Annotated in this window: 22 protein-coding genes and 1 riboswitch; of the genes, 19 read left to right on the top strand and 3 right to left on the bottom strand. The window is 57.4% G+C overall.

Annotated elements, in window-relative coordinates:
* Positions 1-27: 27 nt before the first annotated feature.
* The 5 genes from CAL20_RS19920 to efeO (CAL20_RS19900) all read left to right on the top strand — a co-directional run bounded on the left by CAL20_RS19920 (position 28) and on the right by efeO (CAL20_RS19900) (position 4,946).
* Positions 28-438, top strand: coding sequence for a lysozyme inhibitor LprI family protein (locus CAL20_RS19920; RefSeq protein ID WP_256981654.1), 411 nt, complete (start codon positions 28-30; stop codon positions 436-438).
* Positions 439-743: 305 nt separating this feature from the next.
* Positions 744-1,577 (top strand): iron uptake transporter permease EfeU, encoded by an 834-nt coding sequence (efeU, locus tag CAL20_RS19915; RefSeq protein ID WP_094822802.1) that lies wholly within the window; start codon positions 744-746, stop codon positions 1,575-1,577.
* 24 nt (positions 1,578-1,601) lie between these two features.
* A complete protein-coding gene (gene efeO / locus CAL20_RS19910; RefSeq protein WP_094822801.1) occupies positions 1,602-2,759 on the top strand; it encodes an iron uptake system protein EfeO in 1,158 nt (385 codons plus the stop codon).
* 23 nt (positions 2,760-2,782) lie between these two features.
* Positions 2,783-4,078, top strand: coding sequence for an iron uptake transporter deferrochelatase/peroxidase subunit (gene efeB, locus CAL20_RS19905; protein ID WP_094822800.1), 1,296 nt, complete (start codon positions 2,783-2,785; stop codon positions 4,076-4,078).
* Positions 4,079-4,118: 40 nt separating this feature from the next.
* Complete coding sequence (efeO, locus tag CAL20_RS19900; protein WP_094822799.1) at positions 4,119-4,946, top strand: iron uptake system protein EfeO; 828 nt, start codon at positions 4,119-4,121, stop codon at positions 4,944-4,946.
* Positions 4,947-5,014: 68 nt separating this feature from the next.
* Here the strand turns inward: efeO (CAL20_RS19900) and CAL20_RS19895 are convergent, their stop codons facing one another.
* Entirely contained in the window at positions 5,015-5,920 is a 906-nt protein-coding gene (locus tag CAL20_RS19895) for a dihydrodipicolinate synthase family protein (RefSeq protein WP_094838761.1), read from the bottom strand.
* A gap of 137 nt (positions 5,921-6,057) precedes the next feature.
* Here CAL20_RS19895 and CAL20_RS19890 point away from each other — a divergent pair, with 137 nt between their 5' ends.
* From CAL20_RS19890 to CAL20_RS19845, 10 genes are all read left to right on the top strand, one after another.
* Positions 6,058-7,125 (top strand): LacI family DNA-binding transcriptional regulator, encoded by a 1,068-nt coding sequence (locus tag CAL20_RS19890; RefSeq protein WP_094838760.1) that lies wholly within the window; start codon positions 6,058-6,060, stop codon positions 7,123-7,125.
* Between the two features lie 113 nt (positions 7,126-7,238).
* Positions 7,239-8,384 (top strand): YbfB/YjiJ family MFS transporter, encoded by a 1,146-nt coding sequence (locus CAL20_RS19885; protein ID WP_094838759.1) that lies wholly within the window; start codon positions 7,239-7,241, stop codon positions 8,382-8,384.
* Positions 8,385-8,418: 34 nt separating this feature from the next.
* Positions 8,419-8,510, top strand: a riboswitch (TPP riboswitch).
* Positions 8,511-8,578: 68 nt separating this feature from the next.
* Entirely contained in the window at positions 8,579-9,661 is a 1,083-nt protein-coding gene (locus tag CAL20_RS19880) for a LuxE/PaaK family acyltransferase (protein WP_094822795.1), read from the top strand.
* A complete protein-coding gene (locus CAL20_RS19875) occupies positions 9,658-11,121 on the top strand; it encodes an acyl-CoA reductase (RefSeq protein WP_094838758.1) in 1,464 nt (487 codons plus the stop codon). Before CAL20_RS19880 ends, CAL20_RS19875 begins: the two co-directional genes overlap by 4 nt.
* A complete protein-coding gene (locus CAL20_RS19870) occupies positions 11,118-11,882 on the top strand; it encodes an ABC transporter ATP-binding protein (protein WP_094838757.1) in 765 nt (254 codons plus the stop codon). The genes CAL20_RS19875 and CAL20_RS19870 overlap by 4 nt, the downstream gene beginning before the upstream one ends.
* Entirely contained in the window at positions 11,879-12,643 is a 765-nt protein-coding gene (locus CAL20_RS19865; RefSeq protein WP_094838756.1) for an ABC transporter permease, read from the top strand. The genes CAL20_RS19870 and CAL20_RS19865 overlap by 4 nt, the downstream gene beginning before the upstream one ends.
* 19 nt (positions 12,644-12,662) lie before the next feature.
* Positions 12,663-13,679 (top strand): ABC transporter substrate-binding protein, encoded by a 1,017-nt coding sequence (locus CAL20_RS19860; protein ID WP_094838793.1) that lies wholly within the window; start codon positions 12,663-12,665, stop codon positions 13,677-13,679.
* A gap of 1 nt (position 13,680) precedes the next feature.
* A complete protein-coding gene (locus tag CAL20_RS19855) occupies positions 13,681-14,460 on the top strand; it encodes a 3-oxoacyl-ACP reductase (protein WP_094838755.1) in 780 nt (259 codons plus the stop codon).
* A 62-nt stretch (positions 14,461-14,522) separates the two neighbouring features.
* Complete coding sequence (locus CAL20_RS19850; RefSeq protein ID WP_094838754.1) at positions 14,523-15,995, top strand: L-lactate permease; 1,473 nt, start codon at positions 14,523-14,525, stop codon at positions 15,993-15,995.
* Positions 15,996-16,088: 93 nt separating this feature from the next.
* The gene (locus CAL20_RS19845) at positions 16,089-16,706 is read left to right on the top strand and encodes a cysteine dioxygenase (RefSeq protein ID WP_094838753.1); all 618 of its coding nucleotides are present in this window, start codon (positions 16,089-16,091) and stop codon (positions 16,704-16,706) included.
* Between the two features lie 92 nt (positions 16,707-16,798).
* Here the strand turns inward: CAL20_RS19845 and CAL20_RS19840 are convergent, their stop codons facing one another.
* On the bottom strand, positions 16,799-19,219 hold the full coding sequence (locus tag CAL20_RS19840) for an ankyrin repeat domain-containing protein (protein WP_094838752.1): 2,421 nt from the start codon (positions 19,217-19,219) through the stop codon (positions 16,799-16,801).
* Between the two features lie 233 nt (positions 19,220-19,452).
* Here CAL20_RS19840 and CAL20_RS19835 point away from each other — a divergent pair, with 233 nt between their 5' ends.
* The gene (locus CAL20_RS19835) at positions 19,453-20,400 is read left to right on the top strand and encodes a LysR family transcriptional regulator (protein ID WP_094838751.1); all 948 of its coding nucleotides are present in this window, start codon (positions 19,453-19,455) and stop codon (positions 20,398-20,400) included.
* Here CAL20_RS19835 and CAL20_RS19830 read toward each other — a convergent pair.
* Positions 20,372-22,045, bottom strand: coding sequence for a thiamine pyrophosphate-binding protein (locus tag CAL20_RS19830; protein ID WP_094838750.1), 1,674 nt, complete (start codon positions 22,043-22,045; stop codon positions 20,372-20,374). The two genes, CAL20_RS19835 and CAL20_RS19830, sit on opposite strands and share 29 nt — an antisense overlap.
* 244 nt (positions 22,046-22,289) lie before the next feature.
* Here CAL20_RS19830 and CAL20_RS19825 point away from each other — a divergent pair, with 244 nt between their 5' ends.
* The 3 genes from CAL20_RS19825 (at position 22,290) to CAL20_RS19815 (ending at position 26,484) form a co-directional block, all read left to right on the top strand.
* The gene (locus CAL20_RS19825; protein ID WP_094838749.1) at positions 22,290-23,534 is read left to right on the top strand and encodes an alpha-hydroxy acid oxidase; all 1,245 of its coding nucleotides are present in this window, start codon (positions 22,290-22,292) and stop codon (positions 23,532-23,534) included.
* 117 nt (positions 23,535-23,651) lie between these two features.
* The gene (locus CAL20_RS19820; RefSeq protein WP_094838748.1) at positions 23,652-24,650 is read left to right on the top strand and encodes a Bug family tripartite tricarboxylate transporter substrate binding protein; all 999 of its coding nucleotides are present in this window, start codon (positions 23,652-23,654) and stop codon (positions 24,648-24,650) included.
* A 271-nt stretch (positions 24,651-24,921) separates the two neighbouring features.
* On the top strand, positions 24,922-26,484 hold the full coding sequence (locus tag CAL20_RS19815) for an ABC transporter substrate-binding protein (RefSeq protein WP_094838747.1): 1,563 nt from the start codon (positions 24,922-24,924) through the stop codon (positions 26,482-26,484).
* Positions 26,485-26,494 lie beyond the last annotated feature (10 nt).

Below are 26,494 nucleotides of genomic sequence, written 5' to 3'. Positions count from 1 at the left end.
CCCGACCCCCAACGGAGCCGTCCTCTCATGCGTCGACAATTAATGCTCTTGGCCTTTCCCCTGCTGGCCTTTCACGGCATGGCATGTGCGCAATCCGATCCCTGCGCCGATGCAGCCACTCAAGCGGATATCAACGAATGTGTAGGAAAAGCTTACAAAAAGGCCGATGCTGATCTGAACGCCGCCTACAAGGAGGCGGCTGCGCGCGTGAAGGGCGATGATGGCCAGCACAAAAAGCTGGTCGCTGCTCAACGAGAGTGGATCAAGTTTCGCGACGCCGAGTGCGATTTCGTCACAGCTGATGCCGGCGGAGGCTCTGCTTATTCAATGGCTTTGTCGGCTTGCTTAACTACATTGACACGAGATCGTACAAAACAACTGAGGGGCTATTTAGTGTGTCCGGAAGGCGACGTTTCATGTCCCATTACCAAACCGTAATCTAAAAAGATTTACGCAGTTTGCTTTGAGCTCATCGGCTGCCGATTTCGTGGAGTCGGCGGCCCTATACACTCTGTATGAGCGCAGATATCGAGGCTGCATCCAGCACCAAAATCGCCACCGAAAAACTCGAAAAAATACGGCGAAATTTTCTCTCTTAACCCTTCATTAGAAGGGCTTTTTACTTACGTGGTCCTGAATCATTTAAGCAGCCCTAACAGGGCTGTGGACTTCGTATATGCTTCGCGCTTTGGTTTGTAAAATCAATAGCTTCTTATTCTCATTCTGCTCTTGGACGGTTGTTAATGTTAGTGCCATTTCTGATCATGCTTCGGGAAGGGATCGAGGCCGCGCTGATTGTTGGCATTGTCGCCAGCTACCTTAAACGCAGCGGTTCTTCGTCGATGATGCCCGGCGTCGTGATCGGCGTGCTGTTGGCAGTTGCCCTTTCTTTTTTTGTCGGCGCAGGACTGCAAGTCGCGATGGCCGAGTTCCCTCAAAAAGAGCAAGAGTTCTTCGAGGGTGTGGTCGGTTTGATCGCCGTCGTGATGCTGACGTCCATGGTGTTCTGGATGCGCAAAGCGGGACCTTCGGTGCAGGGTGATTTGCAAGAGTCTGTGCGTTCGGCACTTGCAGGCGGCAAGCGTCGTGAGTGGGCGCTGATCGGCGTGGTGTTTCTTGCCGTGGCTCGCGAGGGGCTGGAGTCAGTATTTTTCCTGTTGGCGATTTTTCAGCAGAGCGCTGGTTGGCATGCACCATTAGGAGCGGTGTTGGGATTGCTCTGCGCAGTTGTGATCGGCTATGGCATTTACAGCGGCGGCTTGCGTTTGAACTTGCGCCGGTTTTTCCGCATCACGGGTGTGTTCATTCTGCTGGTCTCCGCGGGCCTATTGGCCGGCGTGCTGCGCAAGCTCCACGAGGCAGGCGTGTGGAATCATTTCCAGAATGTCGTGTTTGACATCGACCATGTCCTGCCGATGGACAGTCCTGTCGGCGCAGTGCTCTCGGGCATGTTCGGCTATCAATCCGCGCCGGTGACAGGCGAGATCGTTGTGTATCTCGTTTTCCTGGCGGTGAGTCTTTATTTCTTTCTGCGGCCTAGACCTCAAGTCTTTTCTCAGCCGAAAACTTCTTCTTGATTCTGGGCTAGCACCTTATTCACGATGTCATCTTCACCACAAAAAAAACGCTCCCCTCTGATATGGGTCGCCGTTCTGGCGTCTGCTGTGCTGGCGGTGGCCGGGCTGGCCACGTTCTGGTGGGCCTCGACGGCAAAACGCCCCGCGACGCAGGTTGATGCAAACGCCATCAAGGTCACTATCCATGATGATGTTTGTGAGCCCAACGATATTACGGTACCGGCCGGCCGGACCACGTTCGTGATCACGAACGCTTCGAAGCGGATCCTGGAATGGGAAATCCTCGACGGCGTCATGGTGGTCGAGGAGCGCGAGAACATCGCGCCCGGTTTCTCGCAAACGATGAAGGTCAAGCTGCAGCCGGGCAAATTCGAGATTACCTGCGGCCTGCTGAGCAATCCGCGCGGCACGTTGACGGTGACGCCGTCCGCCGCCTCTGACGCCGAGGCTGCGAAGCCATCTATGGTTGCCTATATCGGCCCGCTGGCTGAATACCGTGTGACCTTGTTGACCCAGGCCGCCGCCTTGCAAAAGGCGCTGAAAGCACTGGACGCAGCGGTCAAGGCAGGCGATCTGGACCAAGCTCGCCAAGCGTACTTGCAGGCTCATCAAGCCTACGCGAGGCTGGAGCCTATGTCGGATCTGTTCTCCGATCTGGATGCGCGTTTGAACGTGCGTCCGGAATATCTCGAAAAGCGCGAAGACGATAACGCTTTTGTCGGATTGTTCCGTTTGGAGCGGGAACTGTATCGCGCAAACAAACTCGACCAAGCACAGCCTATCGTGGATCGCTTGATCGCAGATGCAGACACGTTGCGTGAGCGTGTGCGCGCGCTGAACATCGAGCCGCCGCGTCTGGCGACCGGCGCATCGCGTTTGATGCAGCGTTCGGCCGACCGGTTCGCCAATGATGCGCAATCCTTGCCTGTAGAGGTCGCCACTAACTACCTGCAAGGCAGTATCGCGGGCGCCAAAGGGATCGCACAGTTGCTTTCACCGCTGGTGACCAAAGCGGATGCGGCGCTGCAGGAACAGGTCGATAGCGCATTCACGGCAGTCGATTCGCAGCTGAGCGCTTATCAGCAAAAGCAGAACGACAGTACTAGAGAGGCACTGACTCAAGCGCTGAAGCACGCCGCAGCGACGCTGGAGCAGATCAATGCCAAGCTCGGACTGGATTAATTTTATTTGTACAGGTTTTCATCATGTCAGGCAGTCATTCAGATTCCCGCGAGCCGTCGGGCTCGCTGTCGCGCCGTCATTGGCTAAAGGGCGCAGCGTCCCTGGCAGGCCTGGGCGCGTTGCCCGTCCACGCGCAAAAGCCGCCCGCCGACAGCCAGGTGACCGATGCACCGCACAGCTTGCGCACCGATGAGCGCGTCAGCTGCTGGGGCGAACATCAGGCGGGCATCGTGACGCCGAGACCCTCTGCCGGGATGGTGGCGTCCTTTGACGTCATTGCCACAGATCGCAAAGAACTCGAACGCCTGTTGCGTGGGTTGTCTGAGCGCATTGTGTTTTTGACGCAAGGCGGTGAGGTGCCCAAACTGGATCCTCGCCTGCCGCCCGCGGACTCCGGCATCATGGGTCCCCGCGTGCAGCCGGACGGTTTGACGATTACCGTATCTGTAGGTAATTCGTTATTCGATGATCGCTTTGGTTTGCAGGATCGCAAGCCGAGGCATCTGCAGCGCATGAGCGCGCATCCTAACGATGCACTGGATGCCGCACTGTGCCATGGCGATCTGTCGATTCAGTTCTGCTCGAATACGCCCGATACCAACATTCATGCACTGCGAGACATCATCAAGCAGTTTCCGGATTTGTTGATTCTGCTCTGGAAGCAAGAAGGTACCGTGCCACCGGTGCCAGAAAAACCCGGTGTTCCGCCCGAAAGCGCCAGAAATTTCCTGGGTTTTCGTGATGGCTCAGCCAACCCTAATGCCAACGACAGTACGGCAATGAGCCAGATCGTGTGGGTAGGGCCGGATGACGAGGGCGAACCGGCTTGGGCTCATGGTGGCAGTTATCAGGCAGTACGAATCATTCGGAACTTCGTCGAGCGTTGGGACCGCACACCGCTACAGGAACAAGAGGCCATCTTCGGCCGGCAGCGCGACAGCGGTGCGCCATTGGACGGTGGCAAGACCGAGCACGACGTGCCCGACTTCACTAAAGACCCGGAAGGCAAGAAAACGCCGCTGGATTCACATATTCGCTTGGCCAATCCACGTACTAAAGGGTCTGAAAAGAATCTGATTCTGCGCAGGCCTTTTAATTACTCGAATGGCGTGACCAAGTCGGGCCAGCTCGAGATGGGGCTGCTTTTCATCTGTTATCAGTCCAATCTGGAAAAAGGCTTTATCACCGTTCAGAAACGATTGGACGGAGAGCCGCTAGAGGAGTACATCAAGCCTATCGGCGGTGGATTCTTCTACACGCTTCCAGGGATGCGCGACAAGCAGGATTGGCTCGGGCGTACGCTTCTGAGCGCTGCCTAGCAAGTCGCTGGTCATTGTTTACATTACACAAGGAGATCTCATGCCGTTTTCCCGCAACCGTCTGATCGTCGCAGCGATTTTTGCTGGCGCGATGACGATGCAAGCCCATGCTGCTGTGGCGCCGCTGGAATTGGTCGGGCCGGTAGCCGAGTACAAGCTTTACGTGAATGAGAACATCGACAAGTTTGTCGAGGACGTTCGCAAGTTCACCGATGCCGTCAAAGCCGGCAAGATCGATGAGGCCCGTGCGCTGTTTGCACCTACGCGGATGAGCTACGAGCGTATCGAGCCGGTGGCCGAGCTGTTCAGCGATCTGGATGCATCAATCGACTCGCGTGCCGATGATCATGAGAAAGCCGAGAAAGACCCAGGCTTCATCGGTTTTCACCGCATTGAATATGCACTGTGGGAAGAAAAAAGCACCGACAAGGTCCGCGACGTGGCGGACAAGCTGATGGCCGATGTCCTGGAGCTGCAAAAGCGCTTGTCGCAGTTGACCTTTCCGCCGGAGAAGGTCGTAGGCGGCGCCGCCGTGCTGATGGAAGAAGTCGCGGCGACCAAGATCTCGGGCGAAGAGGACCGTTATAGTCACACCGACCTGTGGGACTTTCAGGCCAACTTCGAAGGCTCGTATCACATCTTTGAATTGCTGCGCCCGTTGGTAGAGCGCGAAGACAAGGCTTTTGTCGAAAAGACGGATGGCAATTTCAAGACTGTGTTCGACACGCTTGCCAAGTACAAAACGGCCGAGGGTGGGTTTCAGTCATATGAGAAACTGAGCGATCGCGACCGAAAGATCCTGGCCGGCCGCGTCAATACGCTGGCCGAGGATCTTTCGCAGATGCGTGGAATGCTGGGCCTGGATTGAGTGAATAGCCGATAGCGCGCCTAAGAGGTGGTGCTGCCCCGACAGATTGATGCCGAGGCAACACCACCTTATTTCCTTTCAGCAACAGCTTTTTCGACGCGGCTGACCAGCAGGTCAATGTCTTTCAGATCAGCCGCAGTCAACACGGGGCCCGGTGAACGCATCGTGGCAGAGCGTATTGCACCGCGGCGCTTGAGCACTTCCTTGCGCACAGCCACGCCCCATTGCGATTGGTTTTCAAAGTTCAGCAAGGGCAGGTAGGTGTCAAAGAGATCGTGCGCTTCTTGCACCTTTCCTGCGCTGTACAGCTTGTACACGCCAGAGAGCATTTCTGGATAAGAGAACCCGGCCATCGGCCCTTCAATGCCGTGAGCGAGTTCTTGCAGCAGGAATACGCCGTTGTTGCCCGTCAGGATCGGTACAGGGCGGGGCAGGGCGGCCCGCATGCGAGTGATCTTGGCTGCGCTCGGGATGTCTTCTTCTTTGATCGCCTGGATTTGCGGATGGCGTTCAACGAGGCGGGCAATGGTCGGCACAGACAGCCAGACCCCCGTGGAAAAAGGAAAGTCCTGCAACACCGTTGGCACATCGCCGATACGCGAGAACACCGCGTTGAAATAACTGAAGATGTCCTCTTCGGTCTTCAGCCCGGTCGCGGGCGCGATCATCACGCCATAGGCGCCAGCCTCTACGACGTCTTTAGTCAGTGCTGCCAATTGTGCAACGCTGGGATTGCTGACGCCTGCGATCACGGGCTTGCCCTGTGCGCGCGCCACGTAACGGCGGACGGTCGCGAGCGATTCTTCCATCGAGAGTTTGGCCGCCTCCCCAGCAACCCCCAGTACGGTGAGTCCGGCAGCACCATGCTTGATATAGAAATCGCAAAGCGTATCGACGCTTTCGAGATCCAAGGCGCCGTCATCGGTGAATGGAGTCTGCGCGACCACAAATAGGCCGCTGAAGGTCTGGGACATCGTTCGTTCCTGTATTTCTGCTTGGTCGGTGTTTGTGTTAGCGCTAATATTAGCGCTAACATTTGTGAGCGTGATGCTAGGGTTATCCCTTGATAGTTCACCGTAGCTCATTCTGCAACCGTGCTATCTTGCTCGCCATGAGTCAGCCACCGACATTCTCCGCTCCGGATATTCTGCCGCCGCCGCGACGCTCCCGACGTGGCGCCGGGCGTGCGACTTTGGCTGACGTGGCTCGCGTTGCGGGAGTGTCTGCACAGACCGTTTCGCGTGTGCTTAACAGTCCCGAAACGGTGCCGCCTGCAACACTAGAGCATGTACGCGCTGCCATTGCCCAGGTGCGATATGTGCCGAATCGGCTCGCAGGCAGCCTGGCCTCCGGACGCAGTAAATTGGTCGCTGCTCTGGTGCCCACTATCGCGTCACCCGTGTTCCAGGAAACGATACATGCTTTGACGCGAGCGCTGGCCGCCAAGGGCTATCAGTTGATGCTGGGCGAGAGCGGCTTTGATGATGCCGATGAAATCGAACTGCTGGAAAACTTGATCAGCCGCGGCCCTGACGGCATTGTGCTGACGCGTGTCGTGCAATCTGAATTGGCCCGACAACGGCTCGCGTTGTCGGGAATACCAGTGGTCGAGACCTGGGATCTGACAGATACGCCGGTCGATATGCTGATTGGGTTTTCACACGAACATGTTGGTGCGGCCGTTGCCGATTTGCTGATCGATCGAGGCAGCAAGGCGCCCGCGTTGGTCTCGGGTAATGACCCTAGAGCGCGCCGGCGCCGAGCCGGATTCGTGAATCGCTTGGTCGCACGCGGGGCTATTCGTGCGGAAGCTGATTTGCCTGTGGTCGAAATCAGCGCCCCTGCGCATTTTGGCGATGGCCGGCGAGCGTTCGTTGATCTACTGGCGCGAGATGGGCATGTTGACGGATTGTGGTGCAGTACAGACGCCCTGGCATTAGGTGCGTTGATCGAGGCCAAAGAGAGAAACATTGCTGTACCCGATCAATTGGCGGTAGTAGGGTTCGGCGATCAAGTCACCTCGCCCTACACCAGTCCGGCGCTCACGACAGTGCGTATTGACGGCCGAAAAATAGGGCAACTCGCCGCGCAATTCATCTTGGAGCGTGCGCGAGGTGAACGGGTCTTGGAACGGATTCAAGACATTGGCTTCGAGGTGATCAAGCGCGCCAGTGCTTGAGCACGGTCGTCGGCATCGCATGTTCTCAAATAAGGAACAACTCGGATGATTTATTCTTAAATAAGGAATAAAATAAAAACCTGTTCTTGATTTGAGAATAAAGAGAGCCAGACATGGAACTCGCGGTGACACCTTCTCGCCATTCCCAATTCCGTTCTGCGATCGAAGCCGCCTTGATTCTGGCTGTTGGAATGGGATTTGGACGTTTCGCATTTACTGCCATCTATCCGCATATGGTCGAGGAGGGCGTGATCAGCATGCAAGGCGGCAGTTGGGCGGCTTCGGCCAACTACGCGGGATATCTGCTTGGCGCGGTGCTTGCCGTGCGGATGCGGGCCCATGATGCGCATCGTCTGTGTATCTGGTCCGCCGTCGGCACTGCGATTTGCCTGGCGTTATTAGCCTTTCTCGATACTACCAGCGCCATCGTTGTCGCGAGAGGAATTGCAGGCATATTCAGCGCGCTTTCCATGGTCGCTGCGTCATTGTGGCTGTTGGAGCACAGGGGCCATGGCAGGGGCGCGCCGCTGTTGTATGCGGGGGTAGGCGTTGGCATCGCCTTGTCCTCGGAAATATTGGTATTGGGAGCGCATACGGGACTCCAGAGCCAGGGCATGTGGCTATTGCTGGGGGTTGTGACATTGGTGCTTGGTTTGGTGGCCGTGCCAGGAATACGTTCGGCCGCTCCTATTTCGACCTCCAATACCGCTCTAGCGACCGACGATGCTGTGACTGTTGCGGCATGGCCTCTGATCTGCATGTACGGCTTGGCAGGGTTGGGGTACATCGTGACGGCGACGTATCTGCCTTTGCTGGTCAAAACGGCGTTGCCCACTCTGGACGCTGCGCATGTGTGGGCCGTATTCGGCCTGGGCGCGGCGCCTTCCTGTTTCCTTTGGCACAAACTCCACCAGCGCATCGGTACGAGAAACGCATTGCTCGCCAATCTGGTGCTGCAGGCTATTGGCGTCGCCCTTCCGGCTGTGTCGCAATCTGCCGCCAGTTATCTGCTGAGCGCGCTGCTGGTGGGTGGCACCTTTATGGGAACCGTAACCATAGCCATGCCGGCCGCACAACGTGTCGCCCGGGCAACGGGCAGGAACCTGCTCGCGGCAATGACGCTGGTCTACGGTGTAGGCCAGATACTCGGGCCGGCGCTGGCTGAACGCTTGTATGCGTCCAGCCAGAGCTTTTCCAGCTCGCTTTTGGCGGCAGCGGCGGCCTTGCTCGTGGGGGCGTTGCTGTGTTTTCGGCTGTAGCGGTTCTGCATGGCTGTCATTGCGGGTTAACATACCCGTTGCTCCGGGGTGCACGCCAGTGCTGAGATTCAGACCCGCGAACTTGACCCGGTTCATACCGGCGTAAGAAGAGCATTGACCTTGACAGGGCCGCGCGTATGGCCGGCCTGTGCAGGCGGGCTTCGGAGCTTCCATGTATAGGACTCACGAAAGCCATGAACTACGCCGAACCGCCTGACGCTGATATTCTCGAATTCATCGCCCAGGATGGCTGCACTGACGAGCAGTTCGATCAGCTCGCCTTGCGTCTGTTTGCCTACCAATACAATGCCAATGCGCCGTTTCGCAGCTTTTGCCAGCGGCGTGGCGCGACCGTACGCAACGTGAAGTCATGGCGCGATATTCCGGCTGTGCCCATTGACGCTTTCAAGGCAATGGAGCTGCGTTGCGAGCCGCCGTTGCCGGCCGAGCGCGTTTTCATGACCAGTGGGACGACTCGCGCCGATATGCGCGGGCGGCATTTTCATCCTCGGCTGGATGTTTACGATCTGTCGATGACGCGCAATTTCGCCCAGCGCTTTATGCAGGGCGTCGAACGTATGCCGATGGGGATTCTGTTTCCGGACGAGATCGCCATGCCTAACTCGTCGTTGGCGCATTATCTGGCCTTGGCGAAATCCACATTCGGCAGCGCAGGCAGCCGTTACTTCATGTCGCCGGAAGGGATCGATCTAGAGGGGCTGTGGTTGCGGCTCGAGCAGGCCGAGCGCCTTGGTGAGCCGTATGCCCTGCTGGGGGCGAGCTATAGCTTTGTGCACGTGATTGACGCGTTGCGCCAGTCGGGCCGGTCTTTTCATCTGCCACCGGGCAGCCGTATTCTCGATACGGGAGGGTACAAGGGCCAATCCCGTGAACTCCCATTGGAGGCCTTCTACGCGGCGCTGACCGAGCTGTTAGGCGTGCCACGTGAACTGTGCATCAATATGTATGGCATGACGGAGTTGAGTACGCAGTTTTATGACGACGGCAATGCGGTGGTGCCTTCTGTTAAATCCGGGCCTCATTGGATTCGCTCGCGTTTGGTCGATCCCGCAACGGGGAACACGGTACCGGATGGTGAGCGCGGCATCCTCGCGCACTGCGATCTGGGTAACTTCAATTCGGTCAGTACGATTCTCACTGAAGACGTGGGTGAACCGGCCGAGAATGGTTTCCTGTTGTTGGGACGCGCCGAGGGGGCGCAGGCCAAAGGCTGCTCCTTAGCTGTCGAAGAGTTCATTCGGTCGGCGGCATCATGAACACACTGCGGGTCGAGGCCGGCTATTTACCGGGGCTGTCAGCCAATGAGGCGCAGTGGCAGATATTGCCATTTGCTCAAGGAGCTCAACACGTCGAGGTATCGGTGCCGGTGTTGTCGCCGGATCAGATGAGGACGCTGGCCGAACGCGTCAAGCGAGCGAGTGCGCAGCATCTCAAGACTTTGCCGGTATCGGAGATTATTTCGGTCATCGATCGTGCGGTTGCCCGTTTGCTGGATTCCAATGATCCGTATCGCCAGCGAGCAGATGCCTTGTTGCCGCTGGTCAGCGGTTATGACACAGAGATGGTGCGCCTGGGGCTGACTGGTTTTTTCAAGACCTTCAGGGCGCCACAGCTGCATCGGTTCATCGTTGAAGATTTCGCCAATCCCAAGGTCCTGGATGCTTTTCAACCAGCCCCAAAGGGTGGCGCGGTGCGAGCCTATGGGCCCGAGTTGTTGGTGCATAGCTGGGCGGGGAATGTACCTGCCTTGTCGTTGTGGAGCTTCGTTTGCGGCTTGCTGGTCAAGGCGGGCAATATCGGCAAACTTCCTAGCGCTGAGCCCTTATTTGCGGGATGGTTTGCGCGGCTGCTGGCCGAGGTGCATCCGCCGTTAGCGGATTGCTTTGCGGTAGTGTGGTGGCGCGGGGCCGGCGGCGAAGACGCAGACGCACTCTATGCTCAGGCCGACACGGTGGTGGCCTACGGGGGCAATGATGCACTGCAGGCGATTCAGCGACGTCTGCCTGTTACGACACGATTCCTGCCGCATGGACATAAGCTGGGTTTCGGCGTGATCAGCGCCTCTGCGCTTGACACGTTAAAGGCGCCTGCCCTTGCACGACGTGCCGCCTGGGACGTGATGCGTTACGACCAGCAGGGGTGTTATTCGCCGCAGGTGTTTTATGTGCAGCGTGGCGGACAGGTTGCTCCACGCGAATTTGCCGGCTACCTTGCCGGCGAATTGGCAAATCTGCAGCGCCGCTATCCGCGGCGTGCATTGGATCTGGCGGAATCGGTATCGCTGGCGAAATGGCGGCAGGCCATCGAGTGGAATACCTCAGCTCCATCCGGCGTTGACGGGCTGATCGGCGACCATGAGGCGCAATGGAGTGTTGCCTATACGGACGATGCTCAACCGCTGGCGCCGTCTGCGTTACAGCGCAGCATCGTTGTTGCGGCTATCGATGCTTTAGATGATGTGGGGCCGACGGTGCAGAATCGCAGCGCGTTCCTGCAGACTGCGGGCGTCGCCGCTACACCGGAGGAGCTCTACCGTGTGGCCGAGCAGCTCGGGGCAGTAGGCGTGACGCGCATCAGCGCCATTGGATCGATGAGTATGCCCGAGGCCGGCTGGCATCATGATGGCCGCTTTAATCTGCTTGACCTGGTTCGCATGGCCGAAATCGAGCAATCGGCTGAGGCGGCGGCTGAGCCCTTCGCTCCGTACGAGCCATGAGCGTGGATTTGGATAAGCCCTTTCTCGATATGCGGCAGGTGGTGTACACCTATGCGGGTGGGCGGCCTATTGTGGACGGTGTTGACTGGCAATTGAAGGCCGGCGGTTTTCATTGTCTGGTCGGCCGCAGTGGTTGCGGCAAGACGACATTGCTCAAGCTCGCTGCCGGCCTGTTGGTGCCGCAATCGGGGCGTGTCGAACAATGGGATGGAAAGCGTGTCGTGCCCGGGCCGCAATTGGGCTACATGTTTCAGGCTCCGACACTATTGGAGTGGCAACGCGTCATAGACAATGTGCTGTTGCCGGTATCGTTGCAGCGCCGGCTGCTCGACGATGATGTCACGCGAGCGCAGGAGCTGTTGGCCATGTTGGGACTAGCGCAGCATGCGCAACACTATCCCCGGCAATTGTCTGGCGGGCAGCAGAGCAGGGTAGCCTTGGCGCGGGCGCTGATACTGGAACCTGCACTGTTATTGTTGGATGAACCGTTTGCGGCGTTAGACGCTATCACGCGCGGCGAACTGCAGGATGATCTGGTGCGGATGTGCCGCTCGCGCGAGACGACGGTGTTGTTCGTCACGCATGACATAGGCGAGGCGGTTTATTTGGGTGATCGTATCGGCGTCATGCACGCAGGGCGATTGCTGGCTGATATTCCAGTGGAATTGCCTGCCCCTCGTACGCAGTCCATGCGTCATGGTGCGGCGTTCAATGCGTATTGCGCGCAGATATTCGACACGATGACGGGTGTGACGAAATGAGGCAGGTGCTGAGCCGCCGTGTGCTGCCCGTCGTGTTGCTGATTGTGCTGTTAGGCACATGGGAGCTCGTCGTGCGGCAAGCGGGCATTTCCGCGCTCGTGTTGCCTGCGCCGTCGGCGGTGGTGCGCACGTTGTGGACGACGCTCTCCTCGGGATATTTATGGCCGCACATCGGGGCCACGCTGGCAGAGATGCTATTGGGATTGGCCCTTGGCGGTGCGGCGGGGCTGGCAATGGGCATCGCGTTAGCGGAATCAGTATTGCTCGATCGCGTCTTCAAGCCTTATGTCATCGTCAGCCAGGTGGTGCCGAAGCTGGCGCTGGCACCGCTGTTTGTGCTGTGGTTCGGTTTTGGCATCGCACCTACCGTGGTGATGACGGCGCTGATCTGCTTTTTTCCGCTGATGGAAAACACGTTGACCAGTTTGCGGCAGGTCGATCCGAATCGCCTGCAGTTGTTCCGCATGTTGGGCGCGTCGCGTACGCAGACGTTGTTGCGGCTGAAACTTCCGGCGGGATTGCCGGGAATTTTGGCGGGATGGCGCGTCGCGCTGGTGCTAGCCCTGGTTGGCGCCGTCGTCGGTGAATTCATTGGCGCCAGCCGTGGGCTGGGCGCAGTCATTATCGCGGCGCAGGGCATGATGGATACCCCGTTGATGTTCGCCGCGCTGACCGCTATCGCTGCCATCGGATTGTTGTGCTACCAGGCAATGCTGATGATAGAGCGGCGTTTGTTGCGTCCGTATGGCGATCATCTTTGAAATCTATCAGGACTTTTTCATGCTTTCTTCGCCCTCTCGTCGTGTCTTCTTGACTGCTGCTGTGAGTCTGACTATCACATCGTTTTTTGCATCGATTGCGCGGGCGGAAGACGCAGTGTCCGGCAAAGTCACGTTGGCAGGTTGGAGCAAACCCATCTCGGAAATCACCAATCTGTTGGTGGAACCGGACAAGGGATTTTTCAAGGCCCAGGGTATAGAGCTAGTCTATCTGCCCGGTACCGGCGGCGGTGATGCCATTCGCAATATGCTGAGCGGGCAAGCCGATGTGGCCTTTACCGATCCCGGGTCCTTTTTCATGGCATTGGACAAGGGCGAGAAATTACGCGCGATCTATGACATCTATCCGCAGAACGTTTTCAACGTAGTCTCGCTCAAGTCCGCCAACATCACACGCCCAGAGGATCTGAAAGGCAAACGTATAGGTGTCTACAGTCTGTCCAGCGGTACACGGCAAAATCTACTGGTGATGCTGCACCAGGCAGGTTTGAACGAATCCGACGTGGAGATCGTCGTTACAGGCGTGTTGAACTTTGCGCCGTTACTGCAGGGGCAGGTCGATGCTACTGCTGCTACGGACACGGGTCTGCTGGTTGGCAGACGGCGCGGTTTGGGCGATGTCAACGTAATGCAGGTGCGTGATCACATCAACGTGTCCAGCGATTTGTTCGTTGTGCGCGAAGAAACCTATCAACAGAAGCAAGCCTTACTGCGTGCGTTTCTCAAAGCCTATCGGGACAGTGCTGCCTGGATGATTGCTCAGCCCGAGGAGGCCGCTACGTTGGCGGGCAAAAGGGCGATCGACGGCACAGACCGGGACATCAACCTGGAAGTCATCCGATTACGTAACGATTCAGCGATGGCACCTGCGGGCTCAGATGGAGCCAAGCGCGCACTGGGCGCTTTTGATCTGGTGCTGCTGCAAAAGGCTGCCGACGCTTATCGTCATCTGGGCTTGATCCAGCATTCGATTGACGTCTCGAGCGTTGTAGACACCAGCTTGTTACCGGAGTCTTGATATGAGCGCCACCCCGAAATTCGCAGGAAAAGTCGTGTTGGTGACAGGCGCCAGTCGAGGCATCGGCGCTGAGATCGCCCGCAGCTTCGCTCGAGAAGGTGCAACCGTCGTCGTCAACTATTTGAGTAACGCAACCGCGGCCGAGGCGGTGGTCGCGCAATGCCAGGCAATGGGCGGCGATGCCTGGGCGATACAGGCCGATGTAGGCTCAGTCGAAGCAGTGCAGGACATGGTCGACGCGATAGTGCAGGAGGCCGGCCGGCTTGATGTGGTGGTCAACAACGCGCTGCGCCACTATGCGTTCGATCCGCGACGCCGTACGGTATTCGACGATCTGACGTGGCAGGATTATCAGTCGCAATTTGATGGAGCGGTGGGTGCGGCCTTTCATGTTTGCCGTGCCGCGTTACCGCATTTCAAACAGCGGGCTCAGGGGTGCATCGTCAATATCTCGACGAACCTGGTCGAGAACCCGGTGATTCCGTATCACGACTACACTACCGCCAAGGCCTCATTGCAGGCATTCAGCCGTAATCTGGCGGTTGAATTGGGCCCGTTTGGCATCCGGGTGAACTGTGTCGCAGCGGGTCTGGTCTATCCGACCGACTCCAGCGGCGGAACCCAGGAATCATTCCGCGATTCGTTGATCGCTGCCACGCCGTTACGGCGTATCGCCAGACCGGAAGATATTGCGGGGCCGGTGCTATTTCTGGCCTCGGATTGGAGCGGCTTCATGACGGGGCAGGTTCTGTTTGTAGATGGTGGCTTGGTGATGCGCTAATCTGCTGATCTTACGCTTCGGGTTTTTGTCCCCGACTTCTGGATAAACGCACCACTGTATCTGTGACGCTCAAATTCTGGTTGTACTTTTCTCCGTTCTGGGTACCCATCGCGTTGATGTTGACGCGCCGTGTACCTATCTCCATGGCGGCTCTGGCAGCCGCCATGGTGTCGGCAGCCTTGTATGGGTTTTCAGGCGAGGCGACAGTCGCCCCAACATTGTCCTCTGCCGGCGTTGAGCTGCTAAAGGGCGCTTGGCTGGCCATGCCGATTGTCAGCGTGATCTTGGCGGGGCTGTTGTTTCACTCTCTGATCAGTACGTGCTGGTCGCCTCGGGTCCGCGGGCAGCAGGCGGATACATCTGCGGCAGATCTTCGATTGACGGTATTTGGCGCCTGTTTTCTCATAGGCCCGTTTACAGAGACGGCAACAGGTTTTGGAGTTGGGCTGGTGGTTTCGCTGGGTATCCTGTTGCGCGCAGGTCTTCCCAAACACGAAGCTATCGTCTTCTCGCTGTTCAGCCAGATACTGGTCGCTTGGGGGGCGTTTGCAGTCGGGACGATGCTCGGGTTCTCGCTGGCCGGTATCAGCGATCCTCGGGAACTGGGATGGCGATCAGCCGTATTGGTGACACCTATTCTCATTGCCTGGCTGGGTGTCTATTGGTCGATGTGCCGTACTCTCGGGCTTTCCAATCGGCCTCGAGACCTGATTCGAGAAGCGCTTTGGATCGCCGCGATCTTGGCAGGGTTGGTAACGCTCAGCCGCTACGCCGATCCGGACATGGTCGGGTTGATGGTGTTGGGAAGCGCCGCAGCACTTTACGGTTTTTTTAACGGCGGACAGTCGCTGCGAACGAAACTCACCGAGGCGGCTCCTTATGTGGCGCTGTGCGTCTGCCTCGTGGCGTGCCGTTTTTGGCCTGTGCTCCACGAGTCTTTACTGAGCGTGCAGATCAAGCCTTTTGCCGATGAAATGGCTTGGCCCGTGCTGTTGTCGCCGGTGTTCTGGTTGATGCTGATCGGACTGGGCTTTGCCTTACTGAAAGCCCCGTTGCGAGACGTCGGCCGTGTGCTGATGACGACGTGGCAGCGTGGCAAGATCACCGTTGGTGTGACGCTGTTGTTTGTTATTTGTGCACGGTTCATGATGGCCGGAGGCATTCCGGGAATCTTGGCGCACGAGCTGCAGGCAACGATCGGTACTTCTGCCGCGGTTGTGCTTTCCCCGGTTTTGGCTGCGATCACGGGGTTTTTGACAGCGAGCAACGCAGCATCGAACAGTTTGCTCATGCCCAATGTTGTGGGGTTGGCGCACGCGGGGAATTGGAGTGTGGAATGGATCGCGGCTATTCAGAACGTTACAGGTAGCGCGTTGTCCATGTTGTCGCCTGTGCGGATTGTCATGGGCTGCGCCATCGCGGCGCTCGGGGCAGGGGCGATGGGCGGTATTTATCGGCGAGCATGGCCTCTGGGCCTGATACCGGTGACGTTAATGGTCGCCGCCGCTGGTGTCGTGGTGACGGTAACGCATTAACTGTGTCTCCATTGCCCGTAGAGCGATATGATGGCTTTACTGAAACTCAGCCAAATAGAATAGTTATCCGATCTGGATAATTTAGACGCCGCTATGAACCATCTCCCCGCTACGCCCAACATCGCCGCTTTACGCACGTTCGTGGTCAGCTTTGCGGATCTGTTATCCCGCCATTCTGACGAGCCGACGATCCTGCGCGAGGGCGGTGCATTATTAAGCGAACTGGTGTCACGAGACGATTGGTTGCCTGACGAGTATGCGCAGCCTGACCCTGTTTACTACCGTCAGTATTTACTGCACGCCGATTCCGCTCAGCGGTTCTCGGTGGTGAGTTTTGTCTGGGGGCCGGGGCAAGTCACTCCCATCCATGATCATACGGTATGGGGTTTGATCGGCATGCTGAGGGGTGCGGAGTACTCGCAACCGTATGTGCTGAACCCTTCAGCCGGTGTCACAAAATCAGGGGATGCTGTCAGGTTGGAGCCCGGACAGGTAGAGGCTGTTTCCCCTACCGTCGGTGATGTACACCAAGTCTCTAACGCCTACGACGATCAGGTTTCTATCAGCATTCATGTATACGGTGCGAATATCGGCGCCGTGAGCCGTTCCGTTTATACGCCGGAGGGTGAGCGCAAGCCGTTCATCTCTGGCTATCACAATACAAGCCTGCCCAACCTTTGGGATATTTCCAAAGAGCTCAAACGCAAATAGGCACTGGCGGCGCACTTGGGGGCAGAATCCACGAGTTATACGGTTTTCTTGGAGGCTCTTTGGCGATTTGCTCGCCCTCGTCCATGTCATGGCTAGTGCGCGGTCTTTGCGCGATCTCGCGCATAGGTTAAAGCAAGTCCCAGCACGGTTATCGCTTCTGTCTCGTTGCTGATCTGCAGGGTACGCATGGCAGTGATGTAATCTGCTCCGGCACTAATGAGAGTCTGGGCACTAAGCCGATCGCGTTTCTTGCATAGATCCATCAATGGGCCTACAGTGGGTACTCCCGATGCGATTAGCCCCTTTAGTTGAGAAGTCTTACCCTCCTCGGCCCACATCATCATTACCTCATCAATCTGTACTCCGGAAAGTTGCAAGAACGTCAGCGTTGCACGCGTCTTCGTGCCGACAGGCATCGCGATTAGTTGCAATAGGGCTTTTTCTCCCGTTGATACGTCCGCGCGCATCACGCGTCTTGCAGCGAAGAGGTTGTTGGAATCGGCCGCTCGCAGCAGCGCGATGGATGAATCAGCTCCACTTATTATCAGCGCGCTTCGTACAGCAGCGATGGCTTTTTTTTGGACAGAGGTCCCGATGGAGTCGATCTCACGATACGTCAGCATCAGTGTTGTATGAATATCTACTCCCCAAGCAACCAATCTGCCTGCTGTCTCGTAATTGTTAGTTTGTATTAGGTTCAATAATGCGGTTGGCCCATCTGCACCGAGCGCAATCAGTCTTTTTGCCAGATTCCTATCATGACTCAGGGTCGCCTCGATAAGTGCCTGAACGCCGTCTGTGAAGGCCGGAATGATCGTGCGGGCAGTGTCCTCGTCGCCTCGTGCAAGGAGCTCAATGAGCGCGAGGGTGGCCACGGGTTTTCTGAGCGAACTGATTGCCTTCGCTAAATCTTGGGCGGTGTTCATGTCTGTGGCTTTCACGCGATCAATGAACGCCTCGGTCGCGCTCATGCCGCCCTTGATTAACGTTCGTATTCCGCGGAGGTTGCGATCTTGACTCAGTTTCTGCAGGGCGGCAATTCGGTCGACCCCCTTATCTAGCACTAGCGCCACATCCACCACGTCTTCGCGTTCGGCTGCGGATAATAGCAGCTCCATCCTCTTGTCTGGTGGCGAGGACTGTATTCTATTGTTTGTCTGTTTGTTCAGAATGAGTTGTCGCTGTGCGTCGCCCGTTGACAGTGATGTGTGTTCTTTGGGCAGTGCTGACCAAGGTACTCCTGCAGCAATTAATAGCTTTGCTTCCGGAAGCCGATCTTTGTGCGTCCGATGGCCCCAGTAATGACAGGCCCCCGGACTGGTGAACATCTTGACGCCTGCATTGAGAAATTTCGTGGTCGTGGAAAGGTCTCGTTCGAGAGCGTAGTCATTCACAATTTTCTCTGGCTTCTTCAAAGACGCAATTACTGCTCTTACCGCGTAGATGGTCTCATGATTTAGCAACTCATCCCACACGAGTGTTCTCACATTCACCGCTTTGCTCAAAGCGGTCATGGCGGATGTGTTCTTGCTTTTCGCTAGAGACAACATCAAAACGGTCATCATGCGACCGGAAGGCACCGCATGTTTTCTCTGCGTACCTTTTTCGATGAATAGTAATTTTCTGGCTAGCTGGTCCGCATTATCTCTGGCGTCTTTCACTAGGTTGATCAGCGCTGTCGTGACATCCGCCCCGCCCAGGATCAACCGCTTCGATAACCCTGTTTTGTCTCCAATCACCGCTGATGTCAGCGCGTCTGAGCCTTTGGCTCCGAGTAAAGACAATGTTCTTAGAGCGCGCAAATCGTCGTCCGCAGCCGTATAATCCATCGCGCTCGGAGGGTCTGTCCAGCTCAACGGACCGGCCCATTCCGGGGCGCGCATTGCCCTCGTTTCGGGCATACGGCTTTTCGTAATAGCCATCACCAGCGCATCCGAAGCGTCCGCTCCCAACGATCGTAGCAACTTCACTGCGCCGGCTTTTGTCACGTCGGACATACAGTTGTCTTGAATCACCATTCTCAGAGCGTCCGATGCGGCCGCACCAGCCGAGATTAGGCGCTCAGCTGTTTTCGTGTGACCTTTCGCAGCCGCATACATCAGCATATGTGTTCGGTCGTCACTGGCGCCCGCATTGATCAGCGCATCGGCCAATTCGACGTTATCGGTCGGTGTGTCGATCGCATACATGAGCGGGGTGTGTCCTGTGCTATCCCTGCTATTGATCAGGTCGCCCGGCAGCGCATGAGAGGTTTGTGCCAGGTACAGAGCAATTGAAATACTCCCCAGCTTTATGGCGGCATGCAAACAATTTTGACCGTTATCGAACAAGCCATCGGCTACATTGAGCGAACCCCGGTCTATCAATGCTTTAAGCGCGACTGCATCGTTGGTTTTCAAGGCCCGCAGTGCATCGGATTCCGGGGCCGGAGTTTGAGCATTCAGCCTCAGCGCCAAGTCCTGTGAGCCGTTTATTGGAGAGAGATTCGGAGAGGGCTGGAATTTGCTGTGCATCTGGTTGGCCTCTAGGAGCAAAGAGGCGGTTATGTGTTAAGTGGTAATCGCTGCCGCTGGTAGCTACCCCAATTGCCAGGGATCAGAAACACCTGTGTGATGGAATGTTCCAGCGCGTGCTAAAAATAGGACGAAAAGGAAATTTGAGGCAGATGGCGATCAGAAAACTGACTGAAGTCATTTCGCCTAATGTCAAACATTGCCCGTAACCCTCTGATTTTGAAATCATTCCGATGGACCTCGTCGCGCTTGAGTATTTTTATGTCGTCGCACAGGCTGGCAGCGTGTCTCGTGCCGCCTCCGATTTAGGTATTGAGCAGTCCACGTTGACCCGGCACATCACGCGCCTGGAGAATAGCGTGGGCATGAGGCTCTTTCACCGTTCGGGACGGGGGATGGTCCTGACAGAGAAGGGACAGGCAATGTTCCGGGCAGCGGAAGAGGTTGTGGGCGCTGTGTCACGCGCGCGCCGCACAGCGGCAGAGCTGGCTTCGTCCGGTCCAGGAAAAATTACCATCGCGTCACAGCCGACTATCGCGAACACGACTTTTGGGGCAATTGGCCATGCATTGAAAGCGCAGTTCCCACGTTCGACGATCCGATTTGTCGAAGGGCTGGGATCTCACATCATCAGTATGCTGCAGGACGGCGAGGTCGATGTGGCTCTCTTATATCAGCCTACGCAGTCCAAACTCATCGACTATGAGGAACTGCTACGCGAAGATTTGTACTGCATTTGCTCATCATCGATGACCAGTCCGCGCACCAAGTTCAGCGGTGCGGAGTTGCTCAAACTGCCTATGGTGCTGCCCAGCACTGCGCATGGTCTGAAAACCTGGCTGGAGGCTCTGGCTCAGGATATCGGCCAACCGCCGAATATCGCCATTGAGTGCGATGGCTCCACGCATTTGATGCGTAGGCTGGTGCAGCAAAACCATGGCTACACCATTTTGCCCCTGGCGGCGGTCACGGCAGAGCTGGCCGCGGGAACGCTGAAGGCCGTACGTATCGACCATCCCAGAGCCACCCGTACGGTCGCGTTGGCGACACCGCGCGGGCGGGCTCAGGTGGATAGTTACTGGACCGTTGTACAAATCATCAAACAGACTGTCGCGGATCTGGTGCGCTCCGGTCAATGGCCGAACGTTCAGGCTACGCCTGGATCCGCTTGTCAGGCGTGATCTGCAACGGATCGGTGACCAGTTCGAGGACGGCAACGCCACCGGCTTTTTGCGCGCGCTCGAATGCCTGGGGAAAATCGGCCGCGTCCTGCACACGCTCTGCGTAGGCACCCAGCGAGGTCGCCAAGCCCACATAATCCGAGCCGTGAATACGGGTGCCTGACACACGGCCCGGATATTCGCGTTCCTGGTGCATGCGGATGGTGCCATACATGCCGTTATTGACGAGCAACACGATCAATGGGGCACCGAATTCGACGGCGGTTGCGATTTCCTGCGGGTACATCATGAAGCATCCGTCGCCTGCGACGCAGACAACCGGGCGTTGACCCTTGAAGCGCAACCCGGCGGCGACTGCGGCGGGCAATCCATATCCCATTGCACCGCAGGTCGAGGCCAACTCAGTTCGGGCCGTGCGATAGCGGTAATAACGGTGCAGCCAGACAGAGAAGTTGCCTGCTCCATTCGTCAAAATGGCGTCCTCTGGCAGCACCTCATTCAGATGCAGCATGACTTCGGTGAGATCTACGCCATTGAGCGATGGGTTTGGTTCACGGCGCGACGTGAATGCGACAAAGGCTTCACGTGCCTGGGCTGTGCGCTGACTCCACGGAGCTTGGTTCGGGGCTTGCAGTTGCACCAGCGCACGCAGGGCGGCGTCCGAGGTAGCCTGAATCGCCAGGTCTGGCCGGAAAACGCGCCCGATCTCATCGGGCGACGGGTGGAAGTGAATCAGTTTCTGTTTCGGCGTGGGCAGGTCCAGCAGCGTATAGCCGTCGGTGGGCACATCACCCAGGCGCGTGCCGACAGCGATAATCAAATCCGAATCCTGCACTAGGGCTTTTAGTGCCGGGCTCATACCCAGGCTCATATGGCCAACGTATTGCTTGTTCTCGTTGTCCAGCAGGTCTTGGCGGCGGAACGAACAGGCCACGGGCAGATTCCACGCCTCGGCAAAGGTACGGAGATCCTCGCAGGCTTGAGCCGGCCAGTTGCTGCCGCCAATGATGACGAGAGGACGCTGTGCAGTCTGCAAAGCGGAGGCGATCTGTTCCCGCGTGGCTGCACTGACCTCAGATGTTTGCAGTTGAATCGGCTGGCAATCGGGGGCGGTCGTGAGTTCGGTCAGCATATCCTCCGGCAGCGACACGACCACTGGCCCGGGACGGCCTGAAACGGCAACGTTGAATGCTTTGGCCAGCAGTTCGGGAACACGATGCGGGTCGTCGATTTCGATGACAAGCTTGGCGATGCTGCCGAAAAACTGTTGGTAGTCCACTTCTTGAAAAGCCTCGCGGCCACGATGGCTGCGGGCGATCTGGCCCACGAACAGGATCATCGGCGTGGAGTCCTGCTGAGCGATATGCAGACCAATGCTGGCATGTGTGGCGCCGGGGCCGCGCGTCACCATGCAGATGCCGGGTTTGCCCGTCAGCTTGCCATCGGCCTCGGCCATGTTGGCCGCTGCACCCTCGTGTTTGGTGACGATCAGATCGATCTGGTCTTCGACGTCCTTCAGGGCGTCCAGGACTTCCAGGTAGCTTTCACCTGGAACGCAGAATACCCGCTCTACACCGTGAGCGACGAGCGAGGAAACGAGGGCACGGCCAGCGGTGCGCCCGGCCTGTTGGACTGGAGTGTTCATGGGCGAGTGTCAGTAAAAAAGTCAGTCGCCTTGGGCGGATCGGCGCGATGCCGGGGCTTGCGGCAATGGATGGCGGCAGGTTATCCCGCTTTAGGGGCGTTATGCGCTGCATTTCGTGCATACCTGATGTGCCGAATCCGCATAGCGGTTCCCTACGCGCGCGTATAGCATCGTCGATGCTGCTGGTCCGAAAGATGTTCCTGATCGCGGCACATAAAGGGGATTGTTCCCAGAAAAACGAGACATGACCGCTCCTACGAACTACACAACCTCGATTCCTCAAGATACGAGCGAGGCGGCCGATACGAAGCCCGTCGCTGCCAAGCCCCTACCTGCGGTGCTAAAGCAGGTGCACTGCCTGGACGATTTTCAGCCGCTTGCTCGCAACAAGCTTCCTCGACAGCTCTATAGCTACATTGCCAATGGCGCGGACGATGAGGTCTCGATGGGCCGGAACCGCCAGGCGTTCAACCGTTGGGCGTTTTCTCCGCGTGTGCTGGAGGGCGTCGAAAAACGCACGCAAGGCATCACGTTGTTCGATCAGCAGTACGCGAGCCCATTTGGGATCAGCCCCGTGGGATTGGCGGCAATGTGGAGCTATCGCGGGGATATCGTCCTGGCCAAGACGGCTCGTGAGCATCGCGTCCCGGCGGTCATGAGCGGCGCATCGCTCATCCGGATGGAAGACGTCGCCGAGGCGGCCCCCGGGACGTGGTTTCAGGCCTATCTGCCGGGAGATGAAAAGCGTATCGCAGAGCTGCTGGCGCGTATTGAGGCGGCGGGCTTTGGCACCTTGGTCCTGACAGTGGACTTGCCGGTCCAGGTGAATCCCGAGCGCTATGTGAAAAATGGCTTTTCTACGCCGCTGCGGCCCAGTGCGCGTTTGGCCTGGGACGGCATCAGCCATCCACGTTGGCTGGCGGGGACGTTTTTGAGAACTCTTACCCGCCATGGCATGCCTCATTTTGAAAACTGGCGTGCCGAGCGCGGTGCGCCGATTCTGTCAGCATCGGTGAAGCGCGATTTCGTCGCGCGCGACCATCTATGCTGGGAACATGTCAAAGTTGCCCGCAAGCTCTGGAAAGGTCCCCTGGTCATCAAGGGGATCATGCGCAAAGAGGATGCCCAGCTCGCGCGTTCGGCAGGAGCGGACGGCATCATCGTATCCAATCATGGCGGACGTCAGTTGGACAGCGCGCTCTCGCCGCTGGACGTGTTGCCAGAGATCGCCGAGACGGCCGAGGGCCTCGTCGTGATGATGGATAGCGGTATTCGGCGCGGCACAGATGTCCTGAAAGCGCTGGCTTTAGGGGCCCGCTGTGTTTTCAATGGCCGCTCGTTCAACTATGCTGCAACCGTGGCGGGCGAAGCGGGCGTGGCACATGCTATCCACATTCTGCGCACCGAAGTCGATCGTGATATGGCTTTGCTGGGGATCAATCATCCCTATGAGATCGACCACACGTTATTGCGCAGGGCACCTCTCTAGGGGCCGGATATCGCCGGCAGGCAGGCTGATCCCCACAGATCATCGCCAAGGTTCAGGCTGACTGGACTGGCCTTGGATCATTGAATTAGAAAATCCAATATTGAGGAGCGTATAACCATGTCACGTGTCATTGACCACCACCGTCGTTCGCTGTTGAAAGCCAGCGCTGCTGCCGTTGCTGCCGGCGCTGTCGGATTGCCCTTTACTGCACTGGCGGCAGAGTGGCCTGATCGGCCCATCACTTATACAGTGCCATTTGCGCCAGGAGGCGCGACCGACATTATTGGCCGCATTTATAGTGTCTCGGCAGCGAAAATCCTGGGTCAACCTATTGTTGTGGAAAACATGGGTGGTACCGGCGGCAGCCTCGGTTCTGCCAAGGTCGCGCGCGCCAAGCCTGACGGCTACAACATTGTCGGCGGTACGATCAGCTCCCACGCGATCAATGTCAGCATTTATCCCGATATCGGTTATGACCCCGTCACGTCGTTCAAGCCCGTCATCCTGACAGGGAGCTTGCCCAATGTATTGGTAGTGCGAGCCGACAGCCCGTACAAGACGGTCCAGGATCTGATCGATGCGGGGAAAAAACCCGACAGTCAATTGAATTTTGGTTCGTCTGGTGTGGGCAGCTCGCAGCATTTGACCGGGGAGTTGTTCATGGATGTCACCGGCGTGAACATGCTGCACGTCCCGTACAAGGGTAGCGCCCCGTCCTTGCAGGCACTGGTGAGCGGCGAGATCGACCTGGTTTTCGACAACATCACGTCGTCGGTGCCGCTAATCCAGGCAGGTAGATTGCGCGCGTTGGGTGTGACGTCGACGACGCCGTCGCCCGTCCTGCCGGACGTCGCTCCGATGGACAAGCTGGGCCTGCCCGGTTTCGAAGTCCTATCTTGGCAAGCCGTTTTCGCGCCCGCTGGCACGCCGGATGACGTAATTCAAAAACTGTATGCCGCGATGAGCCAGACGCTAAAGCAGCCGGAAGTGCTGAAACAACTCCAAGGACTCGGATTGGATGTTTCCGGTGCAGGCCCAGAGGAACTCGGTAAGTTCCAGAAGGCCGAAGTGGCGAAATGGGCCGACGTCGCCAAGAAGGCGAACATCAAGATGTAAAGAGGGACCCGCAGGCGGTGTAATTCGCCTAGTGTTTTCCCTAGGTTCGAAAATTTCGGGGCATCAGTAATAACCATAAGCCCCGTGCATCGCTTCCTGGAGGGCGAGTACGCACCAGGCCGACCTTATAACCTTTGAGAATAGTTGGTGTAGTTGAAGGACTTTGACGGGGTGAGTGGCACGCGCCTAAGGTGGCGACCGTGCCGCTCCATTCGCGGCTGATGTGTCAACCAACCATCGCCGCGTGCGTCACGTGGCCCCAAGGGAAACCATGAAACGTCCTGCACTTACTGTTCTGGCCGCTGCTCTTTTTGCTTTGGGCGCGGGATTGCAATCTACGGCTTACGCTCAAGATCGTCCGACGCTGCGTATCAGCTCGGGTGCTGCCGACAACGCGACACTCGATCCCCATCGTGCCACGTCGACAGCGGACAAGGGCGTCGCGTCGGAGATGTTCGATGGCCTGGTTCGTTTTCCGCCGGGGAGCGCCGATCCAAAGGCCCTTGAGCCGGACTTGGCAGAAAAATGGGAGTCCTCGCCGGACAGCAAGGTCTGGACCTTTCATTTGCGTAAAGGTGTGCAGTTTCATGACGGGTACGGAGAGCTGAAGGCCGCTGACGTGGTGTACTCGATTGAGAGAGCGGCAGACCCCAAGCGTTCCAGTTTCGCGGCGAATTTCGCCATCCTGGATAAGGTCGAAGCCATCGACGACTACACCGTGAAATTCACATTGAAGTACCCAGACGCAGCATTCCTGGGGCGCGTGTCTGATTATCATGGTGGCAACATCGTCAGCAAGGCCGCGGCAGAAAAACTCGGCGATAAGTTTGGACAGTCGCCGATAGGTACGGGTCCATTCGCCTTTGGCGAGCATGTGACGCAGCAGTATGTAAAGCTCGTCGCCAATGATGCCTATTTCCGTGGCAAACCCAAACTGGCCGGCATCACGTATCGCATGATTCCTTCGGATAGTGCTCGCGAACTGGCTTTTACGTCGAACGAAATCGACGTGATGCAGGGCAAGCGGGAACAGCGTTGGGTAGAACGATCCATCAAGCGCGGGATGAAGGTCGATATTTTCGAGCCCGCCGAATTCCGCACGCTGTTCATCAATCGCAGTATCAAGCCTTTGGACAATCTGAAGGTACGTCAGGCGATTGCCGCCGCCATCAACGTCGATGAGATTGTGCGTTATGCAGGCAAGGACGTGGCTGAAAAGGGCTGTTCGGTTGTGCCGAACGGGTATCTGGGCCAAGACTGCAGCGCGGGCGCATATGCCTATGATCTGGACCGCGCCAAGGCGCTATTGACCGAAGCCGGCTTTCCGAATGGTATTGCGATCAAATCGATCGTCTCGAATATTTCGGCGCAACAGCCCATCATGGAGATTATCCAGGCGCAGTTGGCCAAGGCGGGAATCAAGCTGGAAATGGAGGTCGTAGACCATGCGACCTATCAAGCCAAGAGCCGAAAGGACCAGAGTGCGCTGGTGTTTTACGGTGCGGCGCGGTTCCCTAATGCGGATGTGTACCTGAGCGAATTCTATGATTCGGCAGCCGCTATCGGTGCCCCTGCTGCGATGTCGAATTTTGGACATTGCGCGGTAGGGGATGCGGACATACGCGCCGCACGCATCGAGCCGGATCCACAAAAGCAGCTCGCCCTCTGGAAAGACGCGCAAGCCAAGATTCATGACGACGTCTGCTCCGTGCCGCTTTTTGGGTTGAAGCAAGTATGGGCGCGGGGCGACGGTGTGAACTACGGCTATGACCTGAAGGGGGCGCTGAATCTGCAGCCGTCCATCACAGAGGCAGCCACGTTGTCGGCTCCTTGAGTGGCGAGGG

This window comes from Bordetella genomosp. 4, assembly GCF_002261185.1.
GTDB lineage: Bacteria > Pseudomonadota > Gammaproteobacteria > Burkholderiales > Burkholderiaceae_B > Bordetella_A.
This window is presented reverse-complemented; position numbering and strand designations above follow the sequence as displayed.

Coding starts and splice junctions, on each gene's coding strand:
- CAL20_RS19865 (WP_094838756.1), top strand. CDS start 11,879: ATGAGGCAGGTGCTGAGCCGCCGTGTGCTGCCCGTCGTGTTGCTGATT.
- efeO (WP_094822801.1), top strand. CDS start 1,602: ATGTCATCTTCACCACAAAAAAAACGCTCCCCTCTGATATGGGTCGCC.
- CAL20_RS19880 (WP_094822795.1), top strand. CDS start 8,579: ATGAACTACGCCGAACCGCCTGACGCTGATATTCTCGAATTCATCGCC.
- efeO (WP_094822799.1), top strand. CDS start 4,119: ATGCCGTTTTCCCGCAACCGTCTGATCGTCGCAGCGATTTTTGCTGGC.
- CAL20_RS19890 (WP_094838760.1), top strand. CDS start 6,058: ATGAGTCAGCCACCGACATTCTCCGCTCCGGATATTCTGCCGCCGCCG.
- CAL20_RS19895 (WP_094838761.1), bottom strand. CDS start 5,920: ATGTCCCAGACCTTCAGCGGCCTATTTGTGGTCGCGCAGACTCCATTC.
- CAL20_RS19870 (WP_094838757.1), top strand. CDS start 11,118: ATGAGCGTGGATTTGGATAAGCCCTTTCTCGATATGCGGCAGGTGGTG.
- CAL20_RS19830 (WP_094838750.1), bottom strand. CDS start 22,045: ATGAACACTCCAGTCCAACAGGCCGGGCGCACCGCTGGCCGTGCCCTC.
- CAL20_RS19815 (WP_094838747.1), top strand. CDS start 24,922: ATGAAACGTCCTGCACTTACTGTTCTGGCCGCTGCTCTTTTTGCTTTG.
- CAL20_RS19840 (WP_094838752.1), bottom strand. CDS start 19,219: ATGCACAGCAAATTCCAGCCCTCTCCGAATCTCTCTCCAATAAACGGC.
- CAL20_RS19845 (WP_094838753.1), top strand. CDS start 16,089: ATGAACCATCTCCCCGCTACGCCCAACATCGCCGCTTTACGCACGTTC.
- CAL20_RS19820 (WP_094838748.1), top strand. CDS start 23,652: ATGTCACGTGTCATTGACCACCACCGTCGTTCGCTGTTGAAAGCCAGC.
- CAL20_RS19875 (WP_094838758.1), top strand. CDS start 9,658: ATGAACACACTGCGGGTCGAGGCCGGCTATTTACCGGGGCTGTCAGCC.
- CAL20_RS19825 (WP_094838749.1), top strand. CDS start 22,290: ATGACCGCTCCTACGAACTACACAACCTCGATTCCTCAAGATACGAGC.
- CAL20_RS19855 (WP_094838755.1), top strand. CDS start 13,681: ATGAGCGCCACCCCGAAATTCGCAGGAAAAGTCGTGTTGGTGACAGGC.
- CAL20_RS19860 (WP_094838793.1), top strand. CDS start 12,663: ATGCTTTCTTCGCCCTCTCGTCGTGTCTTCTTGACTGCTGCTGTGAGT.
- CAL20_RS19885 (WP_094838759.1), top strand. CDS start 7,239: ATGGAACTCGCGGTGACACCTTCTCGCCATTCCCAATTCCGTTCTGCG.
- efeU (WP_094822802.1), top strand. CDS start 744: ATGTTAGTGCCATTTCTGATCATGCTTCGGGAAGGGATCGAGGCCGCG.
- CAL20_RS19835 (WP_094838751.1), top strand. CDS start 19,453: ATGGACCTCGTCGCGCTTGAGTATTTTTATGTCGTCGCACAGGCTGGC.
- CAL20_RS19920 (WP_256981654.1), top strand. CDS start 28: ATGCGTCGACAATTAATGCTCTTGGCCTTTCCCCTGCTGGCCTTTCAC.
- efeB (WP_094822800.1), top strand. CDS start 2,783: ATGTCAGGCAGTCATTCAGATTCCCGCGAGCCGTCGGGCTCGCTGTCG.